The organism is Thermomonas paludicola, assembly GCF_024498955.1.
GTDB lineage: Bacteria > Pseudomonadota > Gammaproteobacteria > Xanthomonadales > Xanthomonadaceae > Thermomonas > Thermomonas paludicola.
The window spans coordinates 534,290-553,452 of record NZ_CP093311.1 but is presented as its reverse complement, the minus strand read 5'-3'; the positions used below and the strand labels follow the sequence as shown (position 1 = coordinate 553,452).

General features: G+C 64.0%; 13 protein-coding genes and 4 tRNA genes. All 17 read right to left on the bottom strand.

Annotated elements, in window-relative coordinates:
- Positions 1-92 precede the first annotated feature (92 nt).
- The 17 genes from fusA to ychF all read right to left on the bottom strand — a co-directional run bounded on the left by fusA (position 93) and on the right by ychF (position 19,114).
- Positions 93-2,216: an elongation factor G gene (gene fusA, locus LIW09_RS02565; protein WP_256646410.1), complete on the bottom strand. Its 2,124-nt coding sequence runs from the start codon at positions 2,214-2,216 to the stop codon at positions 93-95.
- 140 nt (positions 2,217-2,356) lie between these two features.
- Entirely contained in the window at positions 2,357-2,824 is a 468-nt protein-coding gene (gene rpsG / locus LIW09_RS02560) for a 30S ribosomal protein S7 (protein WP_256646409.1), read from the bottom strand.
- Positions 2,825-2,909: 85 nt separating this feature from the next.
- Positions 2,910-3,284: a 30S ribosomal protein S12 gene (gene rpsL, locus LIW09_RS02555; protein ID WP_256646408.1), complete on the bottom strand. Its 375-nt coding sequence runs from the start codon at positions 3,282-3,284 to the stop codon at positions 2,910-2,912.
- A 326-nt stretch (positions 3,285-3,610) separates the two neighbouring features.
- Positions 3,611-7,798, bottom strand: a complete 4,188-nt coding sequence (rpoC, locus tag LIW09_RS02550) for a DNA-directed RNA polymerase subunit beta' (RefSeq protein WP_256646407.1) — start codon at positions 7,796-7,798, stop codon at positions 3,611-3,613.
- Between the two features lie 71 nt (positions 7,799-7,869).
- Positions 7,870-12,033: a DNA-directed RNA polymerase subunit beta gene (gene rpoB / locus LIW09_RS02545; protein ID WP_256646406.1), complete on the bottom strand. Its 4,164-nt coding sequence runs from the start codon at positions 12,031-12,033 to the stop codon at positions 7,870-7,872.
- A gap of 216 nt (positions 12,034-12,249) precedes the next feature.
- Positions 12,250-12,618: a 50S ribosomal protein L7/L12 gene (gene rplL / locus LIW09_RS02540; RefSeq protein ID WP_256646405.1), complete on the bottom strand. Its 369-nt coding sequence runs from the start codon at positions 12,616-12,618 to the stop codon at positions 12,250-12,252.
- A gap of 59 nt (positions 12,619-12,677) precedes the next feature.
- On the bottom strand, positions 12,678-13,217 hold the full coding sequence (rplJ, locus tag LIW09_RS02535; RefSeq protein ID WP_256646404.1) for a 50S ribosomal protein L10: 540 nt from the start codon (positions 13,215-13,217) through the stop codon (positions 12,678-12,680).
- A gap of 351 nt (positions 13,218-13,568) precedes the next feature.
- The gene (rplA, locus tag LIW09_RS02530) at positions 13,569-14,267 is read right to left on the bottom strand and encodes a 50S ribosomal protein L1 (protein ID WP_256646403.1); all 699 of its coding nucleotides are present in this window, start codon (positions 14,265-14,267) and stop codon (positions 13,569-13,571) included.
- A 4-nt stretch (positions 14,268-14,271) separates the two neighbouring features.
- Positions 14,272-14,700, bottom strand: coding sequence for a 50S ribosomal protein L11 (rplK, locus tag LIW09_RS02525; protein ID WP_256646402.1), 429 nt, complete (start codon positions 14,698-14,700; stop codon positions 14,272-14,274).
- A 197-nt stretch (positions 14,701-14,897) separates the two neighbouring features.
- The gene (nusG, locus tag LIW09_RS02520; protein ID WP_256646401.1) at positions 14,898-15,473 is read right to left on the bottom strand and encodes a transcription termination/antitermination protein NusG; all 576 of its coding nucleotides are present in this window, start codon (positions 15,471-15,473) and stop codon (positions 14,898-14,900) included.
- An 11-nt stretch (positions 15,474-15,484) separates the two neighbouring features.
- Entirely contained in the window at positions 15,485-15,865 is a 381-nt protein-coding gene (secE, locus tag LIW09_RS02515) for a preprotein translocase subunit SecE (RefSeq protein WP_256646400.1), read from the bottom strand.
- Positions 15,866-15,909: 44 nt separating this feature from the next.
- Positions 15,910-15,985 (bottom strand) — tRNA-Trp (locus tag LIW09_RS02510).
- A 154-nt stretch (positions 15,986-16,139) separates the two neighbouring features.
- Positions 16,140-17,330, bottom strand: coding sequence for an elongation factor Tu (gene tuf, locus LIW09_RS02505; RefSeq protein WP_256646399.1), 1,191 nt, complete (start codon positions 17,328-17,330; stop codon positions 16,140-16,142).
- Between the two features lie 52 nt (positions 17,331-17,382).
- A tRNA-Thr gene (locus LIW09_RS02500) sits at positions 17,383-17,458 on the bottom strand.
- A gap of 38 nt (positions 17,459-17,496) precedes the next feature.
- Positions 17,497-17,570: transfer RNA gene (locus LIW09_RS02495), tRNA-Gly, on the bottom strand.
- Between the two features lie 232 nt (positions 17,571-17,802).
- Positions 17,803-17,888 (bottom strand) — tRNA-Tyr (locus LIW09_RS02490).
- Positions 17,889-18,022: 134 nt separating this feature from the next.
- Positions 18,023-19,114: a redox-regulated ATPase YchF gene (gene ychF, locus LIW09_RS02485; RefSeq protein ID WP_256646398.1), complete on the bottom strand. Its 1,092-nt coding sequence runs from the start codon at positions 19,112-19,114 to the stop codon at positions 18,023-18,025.
- Positions 19,115-19,163 lie beyond the last annotated feature (49 nt).

Genomic DNA, 19,163 nt, shown 5'->3' with positions numbered 1-19,163 from the left:
GTTACCTCTGTAATGCGTGATTGTTGTTGAACAAAATGAGTCGGATCGGGCGGGGCTCGCGCGTTGACGAGTCACGAGCCCCGGATCACGAATCAAGCCTTCTTGATGACCGATTCGGCGATGTTGTTCGGCGCTTCTTCGTAGTGGTCGAACTCCATCGAGAACGTCGCGCGACCCTGCGACATCGAGCGCAGGCTGGTGGCATAGCCGAACATTTCACCCAGCGGGATCATCGCGTTGATGATCTTGCCGGACGGGCTGTCGTCCTGACCCTGCAGCACGCCGCGACGACGGCTCACGTCACCCATCACGTCGCCCAGGTAATCTTCCGGGCTGACGATTTCGACCTTCATGACCGGCTCCAACAGGACCGGATTGGCCTTGCGGAAGCCTTCCTTGAACGCCATCGACGCAGCCAGCTTGAACGCCATTTCCGACGAGTCGACGTCGTGGTAGGAGCCGAACACCAGCTTGACCTTGACGCCCACCACCGGATAGCCGGCCAACGGCCCGCTGGTGATGGTTTCGCGCATGCCCTTTTCAACCGCCGGGATGAATTCCTTCGGGATCACGCCGCCGGTGATGTCATTGATGAACAGGAAATCGTTCTTGACGTCCGGGTTGGCCTTGTCGGCGTCGGTCATCGGTGACAGCTCGATCACCACGTGGCCGTACTGGCCCTTGCCGCCCGACTGCTTGGCGTGCTTGTAGTCGCTCTTGACGTCGGACTTGCGGATGGTCTCGCGATAGGCCACCTGCGGCTTGCCGACGTTGGCCTCGACGTTGAACTCGCGCTTCATGCGGTCGACGATGATGTCCAGGTGCAGCTCGCCCATGCCGGCAATGATGGTCTGGCCGGATTCCTCGTCGGTACGCACGCGGAAGCTGGGGTCTTCCTGGGCCAGCCGGCTCAGGGCGTTGCCCATCTTTTCCTGGTCCGACTTGGTCTTCGGTTCGACCGCCATCGAGATGACGGGCTCCGGGAAGGTCATGCGCTCGAGCACGATCGGCGCATCGATGGCGCACAGGGTGTCACCGGTGGTGACATCCTTCAGGCCCACCGCCGCGGCGATGTCGCCGGCCAGCACTTCCTTGATTTCCTCGCGATTGTTGGAATGCATCTGCAGCAACCGGCCGATGCGCTCCTTCTTGCCCTTGACCGAGTTCAGCACCTGGTCGCCCGCATTGAGCATGCCGGAATAGACGCGGAAGAAGGTCAGCGAACCCACGAACGGGTCGGTCATGATCTTGAACGCAAGCGCCGAGAACGGAGCCTTGTCGCTGGACTCGCGATGCAGCTCCACGGTGTCGTCATCCACGTCGACGCCATTGATCGCAGGCACGTCCACCGGCGACGGCAGCAGCTGCACCACGCCGTCCAACATGGCTTGCACGCCCTTGTTCTTGAACGCGCTGCCGCAATACATCGGCACGATTTCGGTCTTCAGGGTGCGCTCGCGCAGGCCGGCGATGACCTCTTCCTCGGACAGATCGCCTCCGCCCAGGTACTTGTCCATCAGCTCTTCGCTGGCTTCAGCGGCGGACTCGATCATGTACGCGCGCGCTTCTTCGGCCTGCGCCTGCAGCTCGGCCGGGATCTCGCGATATTCGAACGTCAGCCCCTGGGAGGCGACGTCCCAATGGATCGCCTTCATCTTCAGCAGGTCGACCACGCCTTCAAAGCCGTCCTCGGCGCCGATCGGCACCTGCATCGGCACCGGCTGCGCGCCGAGGCGCGACTTCAGCTGGTCGCGCACCTTGGCGAAATTGGCGCCGGTGCGGTCCATCTTGTTGACGAACGCGATGCGCGGAACCTTGTACTTGTTGGCCTGGCGCCACACGGTTTCCGACTGCGGCTGCACGCCGCCGACCGCGCACAGCACGAACACCGCGCCATCGAGCACGCGCAGCGAGCGCTCCACTTCGATGGTGAAGTCGACGTGTCCGGGGGTATCGATGATGTTGAAGCGGTATTCCGGCAGGGTCTTGTCCATGCCCTTCCAGAACGCGGTGGTGGCAGCGGACTGGATCGTGATGCCACGCTCCTGCTCCTGCTCCATCCAGTCCATGGTGGCCGCGCCATCGTGCACTTCGCCGATCTTGTGGCTCTTGCCGGTGTAGAACAGGATGCGCTCGGACGTGGTGGTCTTGCCGGCATCGATGTGGGCCATGATGCCGAAGTTGCGGTAACGCTCGATGGGAGTGGAACGGGCCACGGGAGCCTCTCAATAATTTCGGATTTCGGAATGACCGAATGCCGCCTGTCGGCGGCCTTCGGGCGGATCGCGCAGCCCGTTCGGGGCTGCGACGCGGCGCGCAGGAGCGCGCCGCCATCTGGTTCACAAGACCGTCAAACTCACCAGCGATAGTGCGCGAACGCCTTGTTGGCGTCGGCCATGCGATGGGTTTCTTCACGCTTCTTGATCGCGCCGCCGCGATTTTCGGCAGCGTCCAGCAACTCGCCGGCCAGCTTGCGCGGCATGGTGTTTTCGCCACGCTTGCGCGCGGAATCGATCAGCCAGCGCATCGCCAGCGCCATGCGGCGCGACTGGCGCACTTCGACCGGCACCTGGTAGGTGGCACCACCGACGCGGCGGGACTTCACCTCGACCGACGGCGACACGTTGCCCAACGCCTTCTCGACCAGTTCGAGCGGGTTCGGGTTCTTTTCGCTGATGGTGTCCATGGCGCCGTACACGATCTTCTCGGCGACCGACTTCTTGCCGCTGAGCATGACCATGTTGATGAAGCGCGCGATGGTTTCGCTTCCGTGCTTCGGATCTGGCAGCACCGAGCGCTGCGGAGTATTGCCTTTACGGGACATGTTGCTTCTCTCGTATAGCGGGCGTCAGCCCACTGTCTTCAATCGATGAACCTTGCTGCCGCGACTGCGCGGCCCAAGGCCAGCCTCAGGACTTCGGACGCTTCGCGCCGTACTTGGAACGGGCCTGCCTGCGCTTGGCAACGCCGGCGGCGTCCAGTGCACCGCGCACGGTGTGGTAGCGCACGCCCGGCAGATCCTTGACGCGGCCGCCGCGGATCAGCACCACGCTGTGCTCCTGCAGGTTGTGGCCTTCGCCACCGATGTACGAGATGACCTCGTAGCCATTGGTCAGGCGAACCTTGGCCACCTTGCGCAGCGCCGAGTTCGGCTTCTTCGGGGTGGTGGTGTACACGCGGGTGCACACGCCACGCCGCTGCGGGCAGTTGGCCAGCGCGGGCGAGTTGCTCTTGTAGGTTTCCGGATTGCGCGGCTTGCGCACCAGCTGGTTGATCGTTGCCATTTCGGGGCTCAATAGGCGGGCCGAAGCCCATTTGAAAACGAAAGCCAGCCGGATTGAAGACAATCCAGCCAGCAAGACGAAAAAGTATAGCCCGCGCCCGACCTTGCGGTCAAACGCAGCCATACCGACGAATCACTTCGCCCGCAGTGCGGACGACCGTGATTGATCTGCGATCCCACCCATCCTGGGTCCAATACGAGGCGCGTCCTGCGACCTCATTTGGTGATCTGGATGACCCGAGGCCATCAATAACCGGGCAAGTGTACACGCCACCCGCTCGCTGCCGCAAGCCCGCCCGGCGATGACGCCGGGCGGTTGCCCGTGGATCATTCCGAAGCAGCTTCCTCGGCCGGCTCGCCGGACAAGGTGGCCATCTCGGCTTCGGTCAGGCCGGAGGCGTTCTTGCGCCGCTGGCTGTGGTAGGTCAAGCCGGTACCGGCCGGGATCAGGCGGCCGACGATCACGTTTTCCTTCAGGCCGCGGAGGGTGTCGCGCGTACCGCGCACTGCCGCTTCGGTCAGCACCCGGGTGGTCTCCTGGAACGATGCCGAGGAAATGAACGACTCGGTGGCCAGCGACGCCTTGGTGATGCCCAGCAGCACCGGGTTGACCTTGGCCAGGAGCTCGCCCTTGCGGGTGAGGCGGTCATTCTCCTCGATGGCGCGCTGGCGTTCGACCTGCTCGCCGTTGAGGAACTTCGAGTCGCCCTGATCCACCACTTCGACCTTGCGCAGCATCTGGCGAATGATCACCTCGATGTGCTTGTCGTTGATCTTCACGCCCTGCAGGCGATAGACGTCCTGGATTTCCTTGACCAGGTACGCGGCCAATTCCTCGACCCCCTTCAGGCGCAGGATGTCCTGCGACGCGGGCTCGCCATCCACCACGGTCTCGCCCTTGGCCACATGCTCGCCTTCGAACACGATGATCTGGCGATACTTCGGAATCAGCTCTTCGTGCTCCTCGCCGTCCGGTCCCTTGATGATCAGGCGCTGCTTGCCCTTGGTGTCCTTGCCGAAGCTGACCACGCCCGACTGTTCCGCCAGAACGGCCGGATCCTTCGGCTTGCGCGCCTCGAACAGGTCGGCGACGCGCGGCAGGCCGCCGGTGATGTCGCGGGTCTTCGACGCTTCCTGCGGAATCTTGGCAACCACGTCGCCCACGCCAACCGACGCGCCGTCCTGCAAGTTGACGATCGAGCGCGGCGGCAGCATGTACTGCGCCGGCAAATCGGTGCCGGGAATGGTCAGGTCGTTGCCCTTGGCATCCACGATGCGCACCAGCGGGCGCAATTCCTTGGCCTGGTTGCCGCGACGCTTCGGGTCGGTGATCTCGCGCGAGGCCAGGCCGGTCAGGTCGTCGGTCTTCTCGATCACGGTCACGCCATCGACGAAGTCGATGAAGCGCATGAAGCCGGCGACTTCCGAGACGATCGGGTGGTTATGCGGATCCCAATGCGCCACGGTCTGGCCAGCCTTCACCTCACCGCCATCGTTGACCTGGATGGTGGCGCCGTAAGGCAGCTTGTAGCGCTCACGCTCGCGGCCGTGGTTGTCCAGCACCGAGAGTTCGCCGGAGCGCGACACCGCCACCAGATGACCGCCCGCGTGCTTGACGAACTTCAGGTTGTTGAACTTGACCGAACCGGTGGTCTTCACCGTCACGTTGTCGATCGCTGCCGCACGCGATGCCGCACCACCGATGTGGAAGGTCCGCATGGTGAGCTGGGTACCCGGCTCGCCGATCGACTGCGCGGCAACCACGCCCACGGCTTCCCCGTGGTTGACCAGATGGCCGCGGCCCAGGTCGCGGCCGTAGCAGTGCGCGCAGACGCCGAACGACGCCGCGCAGGTGATGGTGCTGCGCACGTTGATCGACTGCACGCCGGCATCTTCCAGCCTGGCCACCCACTGCTCGTCGAGCAGGGTATTGCGGGTGACGAACGGATCTTCGTCGTTGCCCGGCAGATAGACGTCTTCGGCCACCACGCGACCGAGCACGCGATCCTTCAGCGGCTCGACCACGTCGCCGCCTTCCACGATCGGGGTCATGGTCAGCCCGTTGGTGGTGCCGCAGTCAGTGCTGGTGATCACCACGTCCTGCGCAACGTCCACCAGGCGGCGGGTCAGGTAACCGGAGTTCGCGGTCTTCAGCGCGGTATCGGCCAGGCCTTTGCGCGCGCCGTGGGTCGAGATGAAGTACTGCTGGACGTTCAGGCCCTCGCGGAAGTTCGAGGTGATCGGGGTCTCGATGATCGAGCCGTCCGGCTTGGCCATCAGGCCGCGCATGCCGGCCAGCTGGCGGATCTGCGCCTGCGAACCGCGCGCACCGGAGTCGGCCATGATGTAGATCGAGTTCATCGACTTCTGGTCGATGGTCTCGCCCTTGGCGTTCTGCACCTTCTCCGTGCCGATGGTGTCCATCATCGCCTTGGCCACGCGCTCGTTGGTGCGCGACCAGATGTCCACCACCTTGTTGTAGCGCTCGCCGGCGGTGACCAGGCCCGACTGGTACTGCTGCTGGATTTCCAGCACTTCGGCCTCGGCCTCGTCCAGGATCGACTTCTTCTCCAGCGGGATGATCATGTCGTCGATGCCGATCGACACGCCGGCGCGGGTGGCGTAGGCGAAGCCGGTGTACATCAGCTTGTCGGCGAACACCACGGTGTCCTTCAGGCCCAGCATGCGATAGCAGCTGTTGATCAGGCGACTGATGTTCTTCTTGGTCATTTCGGTATTGGCCAGCGCGAACGGCAGGCCTTCCGGCAGGATCTCGCGCAGCAGCGCACGGCCGACCGTGGTATCCACGATCGAGGTCTGCTGGATGCGGCCGCCGTCTTCATTGACCACGGTTTCACTGATGCGCACCTTGCACTTGGCATGCAGTTGCACAACGCGGTTGTCGTAGGCGCGCTTCACTTCGGCGATGTTGGCGAACACCATGCCTTCGCCGGCCTTGTTTTCCAGCGCACGGCTCATGTAGTACAGGCCCAGCACCACGTCCTGCGACGGCACGATGATCGGCTCGCCGTTGGCCGGCGACAGGATGTTGTTGGACGCCATCATCAACGCGCGCGCTTCCAGCTGGGCTTCCAGCGACAGCGGCACGTGCACGGCCATCTGGTCACCGTCGAAGTCGGCGTTGAACGCGGTGCAGACCAGCGGATGCAGCTGGATCGCCTTGCCTTCGATCAACACCGGCTCGAATGCCTGGATGCCGAGGCGATGCAGGGTCGGCGCACGGTTCAGCAGCACCGGGTGCTCGCGGATCACCTCTTCGAGGATGTCCCACACCTCGGCCTCTTCGCGCTCGACCAGCTTCTTCGCCGCCTTGATGGTGGTGGCCAGGCCGCGCAGCTGCAGCTTGGCGAAGATGAAGGGCTTGAACAGCTCCAGCGCCATCTTCTTCGGCAGGCCACACTGGTGCAGCTTCAGGTACGGGCCGACCACGATCACCGAACGGCCGGAGTAGTCCACGCGCTTGCCGAGCAGGTTCTGGCGGAAGCGGCCCTGCTTGCCCTTGATCATGTCGGCGAGCGACTTCAGCGGGCGCTTGTTGGTGCCGGTGATGGCGCGGCCGCGACGGCCGTTGTCCATCAGCGCGTCCACCGACTCCTGCAGCATGCGCTTCTCGTTGCGCACGATGATGTCGGGCGCGTTGAGCTCCAGCAGGCGGCGCAGGCGGTTGTTGCGGTTGATGACACGGCGGTACAGGTCGTTCAGGTCGGAGGTCGCGAAGCGGCCGCCGTCCAGCGGCACCAGCGGGCGCAGGTCCGGCGGCAGCACCGGCAGCACGGTCATGACCATCCACTCCGGGCGGTTGCCGGATTCGATGAAAGCCTCGATCAGCTTGATCCGCTTGGTCAGGCGCTTGAGCTTGGTTTCGCTGCCGGTGGAAGCGATCTCTTCCTTCAGTTGCACGATCTCGCTCTGCAGGTCGATGGTGCGCAGCAGGTCATAGACTGCCTCGGCGCCCATCGCGGCATCGAAATCATCGCCATGCTCCTGGCGCGCCTGCAGGAACTGTTCCTCGGTCAGCAGGCTGCCGCGTTCCAGCGGTGTCAGGCCCGGCTCGGTGACCACGAACGCCTCGAAGTACAGGATGCGTTCGATGTCGCGCAGGGTCATGTCCAGCATCAACCCGATGCGCGACGGCAGCGACTTGAGGAACCAGATGTGCGCGACCGGCGAGGCCAGGTCGATGTGGCCCATGCGCTCGCGGCGCACCTTGGCCAGGGTCACTTCGGTGCCGCACTTCTCGCAGACCACGCCGCGATGCTTCATGCGCTTGTACTTGCCGCACAGGCATTCATAGTCCTTGATCGGGCCGAAGATGGCGGCGCAGAACAGGCCGTCACGCTCCGGCTTGAAGGTGCGGTAGTTGATCGTTTCGGGCTTCTTCACCTCGCCGTAGGACCAGGAACGGATCAGGTCGGGCGAGGCCAGCGCGATCTTGATCGCGTCGAAATCCAGCGTTTGGCGCTGCTGGTTGAAGAGGTTCAGCAAATCTTTCATTGGGATTCTCCGGGTCGGGGGCAATGGGTCTTGCGGGTCGGCGCGGCGTCACCGCCGCGCCGTCGCGAAACTCAGTGCTCCTCGAGTTCCATGTTGATGGCCAGGCTGCGGATTTCCTTCACCAGCACGTTGAAGGATTCCGGCATGCCCGCGACCATCTCGTGCTCGCCATCGACGATGTTCTTGTACATCTGGTTGCGGCCCTGCACGTCGTCGGACTTCACCGTCAGCATTTCCTGCAGGGTGTAGGCCGCGCCGTAGGCTTCCAGTGCCCAGACTTCCATTTCACCGAAGCGCTGGCCGCCGAACTGCGCCTTGCCGCCCAGCGGCTGCTGGGTGACCAGCGAGTACGGGCCGGTGGAGCGCGCGTGCATCTTGTCGTCCACCAGGTGGTTCAGCTTCAGCACGTGCATGTAGCCCACCGTGGTCAAGCGATCGAACGCCTCACCGGTACGGCCGTCGTACAGCTGGGTCTGGCCGGATTCGGGCAGATCCGCAAGACGCAGCATCGTCTTGATCTCGGCCTCGGTTGCGCCGTCGAACACCGGGGTCGCCATCGGCACGCCATCGGTGAGATTTTCCGCCAACGCCAGCAACTCGGCATCGCTGAACTGGGTCAGGTCAACGCGTTCGAGATGGGTCTTGCTGTCGTGGTTGTAGATCTCGCCGAGGAACTTGCGCAGCTCGGCCAACTTCACCTGCGCATCCAGCATGCGCTGGATCTTCTGGCCCAGGCCCTTGGCGGCCCAGCCCAGATGCACTTCCAGCACCTGGCCGATGTTCATTCGGCTTGGCACGCCCAGCGGGTTGAGCACGATGTCCGCGGTCTGCCCGTCGGCCATGTACGGCATGTCCTCGACCGGCACGATCTTCGACACCACGCCCTTGTTGCCGTGGCGGCCGGCCATCTTGTCGCCCGGCTGGATGCGGCGCTTGACCGCCAGGAACACCTTGACCATCTTCAGCACGCCCGGCGCAAGATCATCACCCTGGGTGATCTTGTTGCGCTTGTCGGCAAAACGCCGCTCGAATTCCTGATGGTGTGCTTCAAGCTGCTTGGCCGCCCGCTCGATCGCATCGGCCGCGTCGTCATCCTTCATCCGCAGCTGCAGCCAGTCGGACTTCTTGATGCCATCCAGCACCAGCGACGAGACGGTGTCGCCCTTCTTCACGCCCGGGCCGCCGTTGGCCACCTTGCCCAGCAGCTGGTCGCGCAGGCGCGCGTAAATCGCGGATTCGAGGATGCGGAACTGGTCGTCGAAGTCCTTCTTGACGCGCTTGATCTCGCTTTCCTCGATCTGGCGCGCGCGCTTGTCCTTCTCGATGCCGTCGCGGGTGAACACCTGCACGTCGATCACCACGCCGTCCATGCCAGGCGGCACGCGCAGCGAGCTGTCCTTCACGTCGGACGCCTTCTCGCCGAAGATCGCGCGAAGCAGCTTCTCTTCCGGAGTCAGCTGGCTCTCGCCCTTCGGCGTGACCTTGCCCACCAGGATGTCGCCGGCGCGCACTTCGGCACCGATGTAAACGACGCCGGATTCATCAAGGCGGTTCAGCGCCTGCTCGGACACGTTGGGGATGTCGGCGGAAATTTCCTCCGGCCCAAGCTTGGTGTCGCGCGCCTGCAGGGTCAGTTCCTCGATGTGGATCGTGGTGTAGCGATCCTCTTCGACCACGCGCTCGGAGAGCAGGATCGAGTCTTCGAAGTTGTAGCCGTTCCAGGGCATGAACGCGACCAGCATGTTCTGGCCCAGCGCCAATTCACCGATGTCGGTGGACGGGCCATCGGCCAGCACGTCGCCGCGCGCCACCACGTCGCCCACGTTCACCAGCGGGCGCTGGTTGATGCAGGTGTTCTGGTTGGAACGGGTGTACTTGATCAGCGAATAGATATCGACGCCGGCATCGTGTTCGTCGGTGATTTCAACCTCGTTGATCTTGACCACGATGCGGCCTGCGTCGATCTGCTCGACCACGCCGCCACGACGCGCGTTCACGGTCACGCCCGAGTCACGCGCCACCGCGCGCTCGATGCCGGTGCCGACCAGCGGCTTCTGCGAACGCAGGGTCGGCACCGCCTGGCGCTGCATGTTCGCGCCCATCAGCGCGCGGTTGGCGTCATCGTGTTCCAGGAACGGCACCAGCGCCGCCGCGACCGACACGGTCTGCATCGGCGACACGTCCATGAAGTGGATTTCCAACGGCGGCTTGAGCAGGTTTTCACCCTGGTAGCGGCAGGCCACGAACTGCGCGGTGATGTGGCCCTTGTCGTCGCGCGGCGCGTTGGCCTGGGCGATGACGTACTCGTTCTCCTCGATCGCCGACAGGTACTCGACGTCGTCGGTGACCTTGCCGTCCACCACCTTGCGGTACGGGGTCTCCAGGAACCCGTAGCGGTTGGTGCGGGCGAATACCGCCAGCGAGTTGATCAGGCCGATGTTCGGGCCTTCCGGGGTTTCGATGGTGCAGACGCGGCCGTAATGGGTCGGGTGCACGTCGCGCACTTCGAAGCCGGCGCGTTCGCGGGTCAGGCCGCCCGGGCCCAGCGCCGAGACGCGGCGCTTGTGGGTCACTTCCGAGAGCGGGTTGTTCTGGTCCATGAACTGCGACAGCTGCGAGGAGCCGAAGAACTCCTTGATCGCGGCGGCAACGGGCTTGGCGTTGATCAACTCCTGCGGGGTCAGGCCTTCCGACTCGGCCATCGACAGGCGTTCTTTCACGGCGCGCTCGACGCGCACCAGGCCCACGCGGAACACGTTCTCGGCCATTTCGCCGACCGAACGCACGCGACGGTTGCCCAGATGGTCGATGTCGTCCACGGTGCCGCGGCCGTTGCGGATCTCGGACAGCACGCGGATCACGTCGAGGATGTCGGAACCCGCGCCGCACTCGTTGCGCAGGCGCACGGACTCTTCATCCTTGCGCTCGGCAAAGTACTTGGCGTCATACAGCACCGAGGCGCCGGTGACTTCCTTGCGGCCCAGGCGGCGGTTGAACTTCATCCGGCCCACGCCCGACAGGTCGTAGCGTTCGAAGGTGAAGAACAGGTTGTGGAACAGGTTCTGCGCGGCGTCCTTGGTCGGCGGCTCGCCCGGGCGCATCATCCGGTAGATTTCGACCAACGCCTCGAGCTGGGTCTTGGTGCTGTCGATGCGCAGGGTATTGGACAGGTAGGCGCCGCGATCGAGGTCATTCACCCACAGGGTGCCAACGCTCTCGATGCCGGCATTGCGCAGCTTTTCCAGGGTTTCGACGCTGATCTCGTCGTTGGCCAGAGCCAGCAGTTCACCGGTCGCCGCGTCCACCACGTCATGCGAGAGGATGCGGCCGACGATGTAGTCGTCCGGCACGGCAAGCGCGGAAACCCCGGCATTCTCGAGCTGCTTCACGTGCCGCGCGGTGATGCGCTTGCCGGCCTCGACGATGATCTTGTCGCCATCGGCCAGGTCGAAGTCCAGCGTTTCGCCGCGCAGGCGCTCGGGCACCAGCTCCAGCTGCACGCCTTCGGCTTCGATGTGGAAGGTGTTGATGTCGAAGAATTCGTTGAGCATTTCTTCGTTGTTGTAGCCCAGCGCGCGCAGCAGGACGCTGACCGGCAGCTTGCGGCGACGGTCGATGCGGGTGAACAGCGCGTCCTTGGGGTCGAACTCGAAGTCCAGCCACGAACCGCGATAGGGAATGACACGCGCGGAGAACAGCAGCTTGCCCGAGCTGTGCGTCTTGCCGCGGTCGTGGTCGAAGAACACGCCCGGGCTGCGATGCAGCTGCGAGACGATGACGCGCTCGGTGCCGTTGACGATGAAGGTGCCGTTGTCGGTCATGAGCGGGATCTCGCCCATGTAGACCTCCTGCTCCTTCACGTACTTGATCGCCTTGGTGGACGACTCGCGGTCGTAGATCACCAGACGCACGGTGACGCGCAGCGGGGCGCCGTAGGACAGCCCGCGCGTGCGGCACTCACGTTCGTCGAATGCCGGCTCGCCCAGCCTGTAGCCCACGTATTCCAGCGCGGCGTTGCCGCTGTAGCTGGAGATCGGGAACACCGACTTCAGCGCGGCATGCAGCCCCTTGTCCTCGCGGCTGCCGGTGTCGGTGTGCTCCTGCAGGAACTCGCGATAGGAGTCCACCTGGATCGCGAGCAGGAACGGCACCTCGAGGATCGAACGGCGCTTGCCGAAGTCCTTGCGGATGCGCTTCTTTTCAGTGAACGAATATTGTTTGCTGGCGGTGGTCATTGGGCGTGCGCCTCGTCTCGTGCGGCCGCGCGGGGCGGCCTGCGGGAATGCCTGGAACTGACAGTGGGAAGTCGCTGGTATTGCCGGCACCAGCACGCCTTCTCCCGCTACTTCCGACTGTCAACTCGGTTGGTTCAACAACGGCCAAAGGCCGGGAGCTTTCGCCCCCAGCCTTTGGTGGTCGCCAGCGTGTTCTGCAGGCGACGCAACAGCGTGTTACTTGACTTCGACGGTCGCGCCGGCAGCCTCGAGATCCTTCTTCATCTTCTCGGCTTCGTCCTTCGACACGGCTTCCTTCACGGTGCCGCCGGCCTCGGTGAGGTCCTTGGCTTCCTTCAGGCCCAGGCCGGTGATCGCGCGAACGGCCTTGATCACTTCGACCTTCTTGTCGCCAGGCGACTTCAGGATGACGTTGAACTCGGTCTGCTCTTCAACAGCAGCAGCGGCCACGGCCGGGCCGGCAGCCATCACCGGAGCAGCGGCGGACACGCCGAACTTCTCTTCGATGGCCTTCACCAGCTCCATCACTTCCATCAGCGACTTGGCGGCGATGGCATCGACGATTTGGTCATTGGTCAGGGACATTTCAATTACCTCTGGATATGCTTCGTTTGAATGGGAACGTTGTCAGGATCGCGCGGGGATCAGGCTGGTTCGGCCTGCGCCTCGGTTGCCTCTTCGGCCGGCGCTTCACCGCCACCCTGCTTGTCGGCCACGGCCTTGACCGCACGGGCGAACATCGCCGCCGGTTCGGCCAGTACGCGGGCCAGCATGGCAAGGGCTTGATCGCGGGTCGGCAGCGAGGCCAGGACGTCGACGTGGCTGGCCGGATACTGCTGGCCACCAACGACGACAACCCTGGGCTGCAACTTGTCGTTGCCCTTGGCAAATTCCTTGATCAGGCGCCCGGCAGCGCCGGGTTCCTCGGTCGAGAACGCGTACAGCAGCGGACCCACGAGGGAGTCCTTCGCCACTTCGTACTCGGTGCCGGTGACGGCGCGCGCGGCGAGCGTGTTCTTGACGACTTTCAGGAACACGCCCGTCTCACGGGCCTTCTTGCGCATCGCGGTCATCTGGGAGACCGTGGTGCCGGCGTACTCGGCCGCGATCAGGGAGTGCGCCGTGGAGGCAACTTCCGCCACCTCTGCGACAACATCCTGTTTCTGGGACAGATTGAGAGCCATAGTCACTCCTACATTGAACGCCGCCCGCGGCTCCTGCCGCTGACGGTCCTGGGCGACACCATTCCATGGCGTCGGGGATGCGGGGCATCCCGGCGGTGGCCATCCAGATCTGTCTTTCGCAAAACATTCCAGAAGGGCATCACCATCTACGCAGGCCCGATCCAGTGCGGATACGGATTAAGCGACCCCGCCTTCAGCAACGGCGAATCCCTGCCATGTGAGCATCCCTGCCCGTCGTTGCCACGCGCAGACCGCACCTGCGGTCTTTGACGGCTTCCGCTGCGATGGATTGCAGCGGGGCCTTCAAAATTTCGAAACACCGCGCTGCCGGGGCAGCGCGGGATGGAGCGATTACTTCAGGCTCAGCGAGCCCTGGTCCACGGTGACGCCGGGGCCCATGGTCGAACTGAGCGAGATCTTCTGCAGGTAGGTGCCCTTCGAGGTCGCCGGCTTGGCCTTGATCAGGTCCAGCAGCAGCGCCTGCAGGTTGCCCTTCAGCGCATCGTTCTCGAAGCTGGCCTTGCCGATGGTGCAGTGGATGATGCCGGCCTTGTCGGTGCGGTAACGCACCTGACCCGCCTTGGCATTCTTCACCGCTTCCGCCGGATTCGGTGACACCGTGCCCACCTTCGGGTTCGGCATCAAACCGCGCGGGCCGAGCACCTGACCGAGCTTGCCGACCACGCGCATCGCGTCCGGGGTCGCAATGACCACGTCGTAATTCAGGTCGCCGGCCTGCATCTTCTCGGCCAGTTCATCCATGCCCACCACGTCGGCACCCGCGGCCAGCGCCTCGTCGGCCTTGGCGCCGGCCGGGCAGAACACCGCCACGCGCACGGACTTGCCCGTGCCTGCGGGCAGCACGGTGGAACCACGCACCTGCTGGTCGGACTTCTTCGCATCCACGCCCAGGCGCACGGCGACGTCGATGGCTTCGACGAACTTGGCCTTGCTGGTGTTCTTGAGGATCGTCAGCGCTTCATCGATCGCATACGCCTTGCCCGGCACGGTGGCCGCAAGGATCGCCTTCTGTCGCTTGTTCAGTGCCATTGCCTCAACCCTCCACCGTCAAACCCATGGAACGGGCCGAGCCCGCAATCGTGCGCACCGCCGCATCCAGATCGGCCGCGGTCAGGTCGGGCTCCTTCGCCTTGGCGATGTCTTCCAGCTGCGCGCGGGTGACCTTGCCCACCTTCTCGGTGTTGGGACGCTTGGAACCGGACGTGATGCCTGCCGCCTTCTTCAGCAGCACCGTTGCGGGCGTGCTCTTGGTGACGAAGGTGAAGGTACGGTCGGAGTACGCGGTGATGATCACCGGGGTCGGCAAACCGGGTTCCAGCTTGGAGGTCGCCGCGTTGAACGCCTTGCAGAACTCCATGATGTTCAGGCCGCGCTGACCCAGCGCAGGACCGACCGGCGGGCTGGGGTTGGCCTGGCCGGCCTTCACCTGCAGCTTGATGTAACCAACGACTTTCTTTGCCATTGCTCTGTCTCCGGGTGCAAACGCCTGAACCTCAGGCTCCCCATCGGACCGGGAACATCAGTGTCAAAAGCGGCGCGTGTCCCGGTATCACGCACTGCCCTTCATCTCGCGGCAACGGCCGCACAGGGCGGCCGATTGCATTTCCAGTTCCCCGCAGGGAGCCGGCAAGTGTATCAGATTCCGCTGGAAGCGGGGGATCAGGCTTTTTCGACCTGCCCGAACTCCAGCTCCACCGGGGTGGAACGGCCGAAGATCAGGACCGCCACGCGCAGGCGGCTCTTGTCATAGTTGATCTCTTCAACCACGCCATTGAAATCATTGAACGGGCCGTCGATGACCCGGACCATCTGGCCCGGCTCGAACAGCACCTTCGGCTTCGGCTTCTCGACGCCGTCCTGCACGCGCTGCAGGATGGCGTCCGCCTCCTCGTCGCGAATCGGCAGCGGCCGGTCGGCGGTGCCGCCGATGAAACCCATCACCTTCGATGTTTCCTTGACCAGATGCCAGGATTCACTGTCGATGCGCGGAATGCCGCCTTCGTCATGGGTCGCGATCTGGACCAGCACGTAACCGGGGAAGAACTTGCGCTCGGACCGGCGCTTCTGCCCGGCCCGCATCTCCACCACTTCCTCGGTGGGCACCAGCACTTCGCCAAACTTGTCCTGCATTCCCGTGCGCACGATGCGGTCACGCAGCGCCTGTGCCACCGACTTCTCGAAGCCGGAATAGGCATGCACGACGTACCAGCGATTGTGGACTTCCGAATTGCTCACAGGGGTCTCCATCAGGAACCAAGCAGCGCCTTCACGCTGAGCTGGATGATCCAGTCGAATGCAGCAAGAATGAGGCTGATGATGACAACCGCAGCCATCACCACCCACATCGTCTTGGTGGCTTCCTGCCGCGTCGGCCAGACCACCTTGCGCAGCTCGAAGCGAGACTCGGACAGGAATTCACGCGCCTGCGCGCCCTTCTTCGTCCCCAGAAACACCACCGTCGCCAGCACCAGGCCCGCCGCCACGACCAACGCACGCACGCCTGCCGGCCATGCACCATCGAACCAGTAATAGGCAAACACACCCGCAGCCACCAACAGCAGGGCCGCGGCGTACTTGATGATGTCCGCGGAACCTGCGGACTGAGTGGACAGCGAATTGCTGGTCAAAATGTCATCTCTCTACCGGGACCGCGCGGGCGCCAGTCCGTAGGTGGCACGCCAGGAGGGACTCGAACCCCCAACCTGCGGTTTTGGAGACCGCTGCTCTGCCAATTGAGCTACTGGCGTATCGAAACTGCACTACTTCCGAAAAAGGCAACGGCGGCTTGCGCCGCCTGCCCTGGCTTCGACTTGCTTGACGGCTTGTCGAAGCTGGATCCCCGCCTGCGCGGGGATGGCGCAACCGCAGCCGTGCGCGCACAGCGCGCACGGGCGGATTGCGTCACTTGATGATCTTCGCCACCACGCCGGCGCCGACGGTACGGCCGCCTTCGCGGATCGCGAAACGCAGGCCTTCGTCCATCGCCACCGGGTTGATCAGCGACACCACCATCTTCACGTTGTCGCCCGGCATCACCATCTCCACGCCTTCCGGCAGGGTCACCGCGCCGGTGATGTCGGTCGTGCGGAAGTAGAACTGCGGGCGGTAGCCCTTGAAGAACGGGGTATGACGACCACCCTCGTCCTTCGACAGCACGTACACCTCGGCCTCGAACTCGGTGTGCGGGGTGATCGAACCCGGCTTGCACAGCACCTGGCCGCGCTCCACGTCGTCACGCTTGGTGCCGCGCAGCAGCAGGCCCGCGTTGTCGCCCGCCTGGCCCTGGTCCAGCAGCTTGCGGAACATTTCCACGCCGGTCACCGTGGTCTTCTGGGTCGGGCGGATGCCGACGATCTCGATTTCCTCGCCCACCTTGATCACGCCGCGCTCGATGCGGCCGGTCACCACGGTGCCGCGGCCCGAGATCGAGAACACGTCTTCCACCGGCATCAGGAACGGCTTGTCGATCGCGCGCTCCGGCTCCGGAATCCAGGTGTCCAGCGCTTCCACCAGCTTCACGATCGACGGCACGCCGATCTCGCTCTGGTCGCCTTCCAGCGCCAGACGCGCCGAACCCGAAATGATCGGGGTGTCGTCGCCCGGGAAATCGTACTTGCTCAGCAACTCGCGGACTTCCATCTCCACCAGCTCCAGCAGCTCGGCGTCGTCCACCATGTCCGCCTTGTTCAGGTAGACCACGATGTACGGCACGCCCACCTGGCGCGACAGCAGGATGTGCTCGCGCGTCTGCGGCATCGGGCCGTCAGCGGCCGAGCACACCAGGATCGCGCCGTCCATCTGCGCCGCACCCGTGATCATGTTCTTCACGTAGTCGGCGTGGCCCGGGCAATCCACGTGCGCGTAGTGGCGGTTCGGCGATTCGTATTCCACGTGCGCCGTCGAGATCGTGATCCCGCGCGCCTTCTCTTCCGGCGCCGCGTCGATCGCGTCATAGGCCTTGAACTCGCCGCCGAAACGCTCCGCGCCCACCTTCGTCAGCGCCGCCGTCAGCGTCGTCTTGCCGTGGTCCACGTGACCGATCGTGCCCACGTTCACGTGGGGCTTGGTGCGCTCGAACTTACCCTTTGCCATGGCTGCGTCTCGTTGGATTTGCCTGACGGAACAGGCGTGGAGTTGCGAAATGTGGTGCTCACGAATGGAATCGAACCATCGACCTCCTCCTTACCAAGGAGGTGCTCTACCGACTGAGCTACGTGAGCAGATTGTGCAAACAGGACCGTGCGATGCAATGCAATGGTGGAGCGGGAGAAGGGAATCGAACCCTCGTAATCAGTTTGGAAAACTGATGTTCTACCATTGAACTACTCCCGCACAGGGAGACCTGTCTTGTTGCTCGCGGACTGGTAAGGCCCGCGACTTGACGCAATGACGCTGGCGGAGGGAGGTGGATGGCTGCGGGCATTCCGCCCTTGGCCCTCCGGGCCGCGCCTTCGGCGCGCTCAGCAAGGCTTCGCCTTGCTGTCGAACCAGCGGTGGCTCTCATCCACCTCCGATCCGCACCCTGTACAACCCGACACCTGGTACAGCAACGATCCTCTGGAACTGGTGGAGGGAGGTGGATTCGAACCACCGAAGGCGTAAGCCAGCAGATTTACAGTCTGCCCCCGTTGGCCGCTTGGGTATCCCTCCGAACTTCTCGCTAAAGGGCAATGAAGCCCTTCAAAGAGCCCGTTATTGTGGGCGTGGCATTTGAACCTGTCAACGGCTTTCGCGCAAAAAGTCGCAACCGCGCGCGACTGCCGCGTCGCCCACGCCACCTTGATTCAGACGTTGAAGCGGAAATGCAGCACGTCACCCTCTTGAACGCGATACTCCTTGCCCTCCAGACGCAGGCGGCCGGCATCGCGGGCGCCGGATTCGCCCCGGTATTTCAGGAAATCGTCGTAACCAATGGTCTCGGCGCGGATGAAGCCCTTCTCGAAGTCGGTATGGATCACGCCCGCAGCCTGCGGCGCGGTGCTTCCGGCCTTGACCGTCCACGCGCGCACCTCCTTCACGCCCGCTGTGAAGTACGTCTGCAAGCCCAGCAACTTGTAAGCAGCGCGAATCACCCGGTTCAGGCCCGGCTCGTCCAACCCAAGATCCCTGAGGAACTCGTCGCGGTCGGCATCTTCGAGCTGGCTCAGCTCCTCCTCGATGGCGGCCGACACCGGCACCACTTCCGCACCCTCGCCAGCCGCGCGCGCGCGCACCGCGTCCAGATGCGGGTTGCCTTCAAAGCCATCCTCCAGCACGTTCGCCACGTACATCACCGGCTTCAGCGTGAGCAGGAACAAGTCGCGCAGCTGGCCGCGATCGTCCTCGGTCAGCGCCAGCGAACGTGCGGGCTTGCCGTCATCCAGGGCGGCACGGACGCGCCCGAGGACTTCGGCGCGGATTTTCGCATCCTTGTCACCGGTCTTGGCCGCGCGCTCGGCGCGCTGCAGGGCCTTGTCCACCGACTCCAGGTCGGCCAGCGCCAGTTCGGTGTCGATGGTGTCGATGTCGGCCAGCGGATCGACCTTGTTGTTGACGTGGATCACGTCGTCGTTCTCGAAGCAGCGCACCACATGGGTGATTGCATCGACTTCGCGGATATGGGCGAGGAACTTGTTGCCAAGCCCTTCGCCGCTGGCAGCCCCGGCCACCAGCCCGGCGATGTCCACGAATTCCACGGCGGTCGGCAGAACCCGCTGCGGCTTGACGATCTCGGCCAGCGCATTCAAGCGCGGATCCGGTACCGGCACCACGCCCACGTTCGGCTCGATGGTGCAGAACGGGAAGTTGGCCGCGGCGATGCCGGCCTTGGTCAGCGCGTTGAACAGGGTGGACTTGCCGACGTTCGGCAAGCCGACGATGCCGCATTTGATGCCCATGTCGCGTAATGCTCCGTTGCCGCACCGGCACATGGCCGGCGCGATGAAT

Bases quoted from the DNA above. Each gene is read 5' to 3' on its own strand.
- rpsG (WP_256646409.1), bottom strand. From the start codon at position 2,824: ATGTCCCGTAAAGGCAATACTCCGCAGCGCTCGGTGCTGCCAGATCCG.
- rpsL (WP_256646408.1), bottom strand. From the start codon at position 3,284: ATGGCAACGATCAACCAGCTGGTGCGCAAGCCGCGCAATCCGGAAACC.
- rpoC (WP_256646407.1), bottom strand. From the start codon at position 7,798: ATGAAAGATTTGCTGAACCTCTTCAACCAGCAGCGCCAAACGCTGGAT.
- rpoB (WP_256646406.1), bottom strand. From the start codon at position 12,033: ATGACCACCGCCAGCAAACAATATTCGTTCACTGAAAAGAAGCGCATC.
- rplL (WP_256646405.1), bottom strand. From the start codon at position 12,618: ATGTCCCTGACCAATGACCAAATCGTCGATGCCATCGCCGCCAAGTCG.
- rplJ (WP_256646404.1), bottom strand. From the start codon at position 13,217: ATGGCTCTCAATCTGTCCCAGAAACAGGATGTTGTCGCAGAGGTGGCG.
- rplA (WP_256646403.1), bottom strand. From the start codon at position 14,267: ATGGCACTGAACAAGCGACAGAAGGCGATCCTTGCGGCCACCGTGCCG.
- rplK (WP_256646402.1), bottom strand. From the start codon at position 14,700: ATGGCAAAGAAAGTCGTTGGTTACATCAAGCTGCAGGTGAAGGCCGGC.
- tuf (WP_256646399.1), bottom strand. From the start codon at position 17,330: ATGGCAAAGGGTAAGTTCGAGCGCACCAAGCCCCACGTGAACGTGGGC.
- ychF (WP_256646398.1), bottom strand. From the start codon at position 19,114: ATGGGCATCAAATGCGGCATCGTCGGCTTGCCGAACGTCGGCAAGTCC.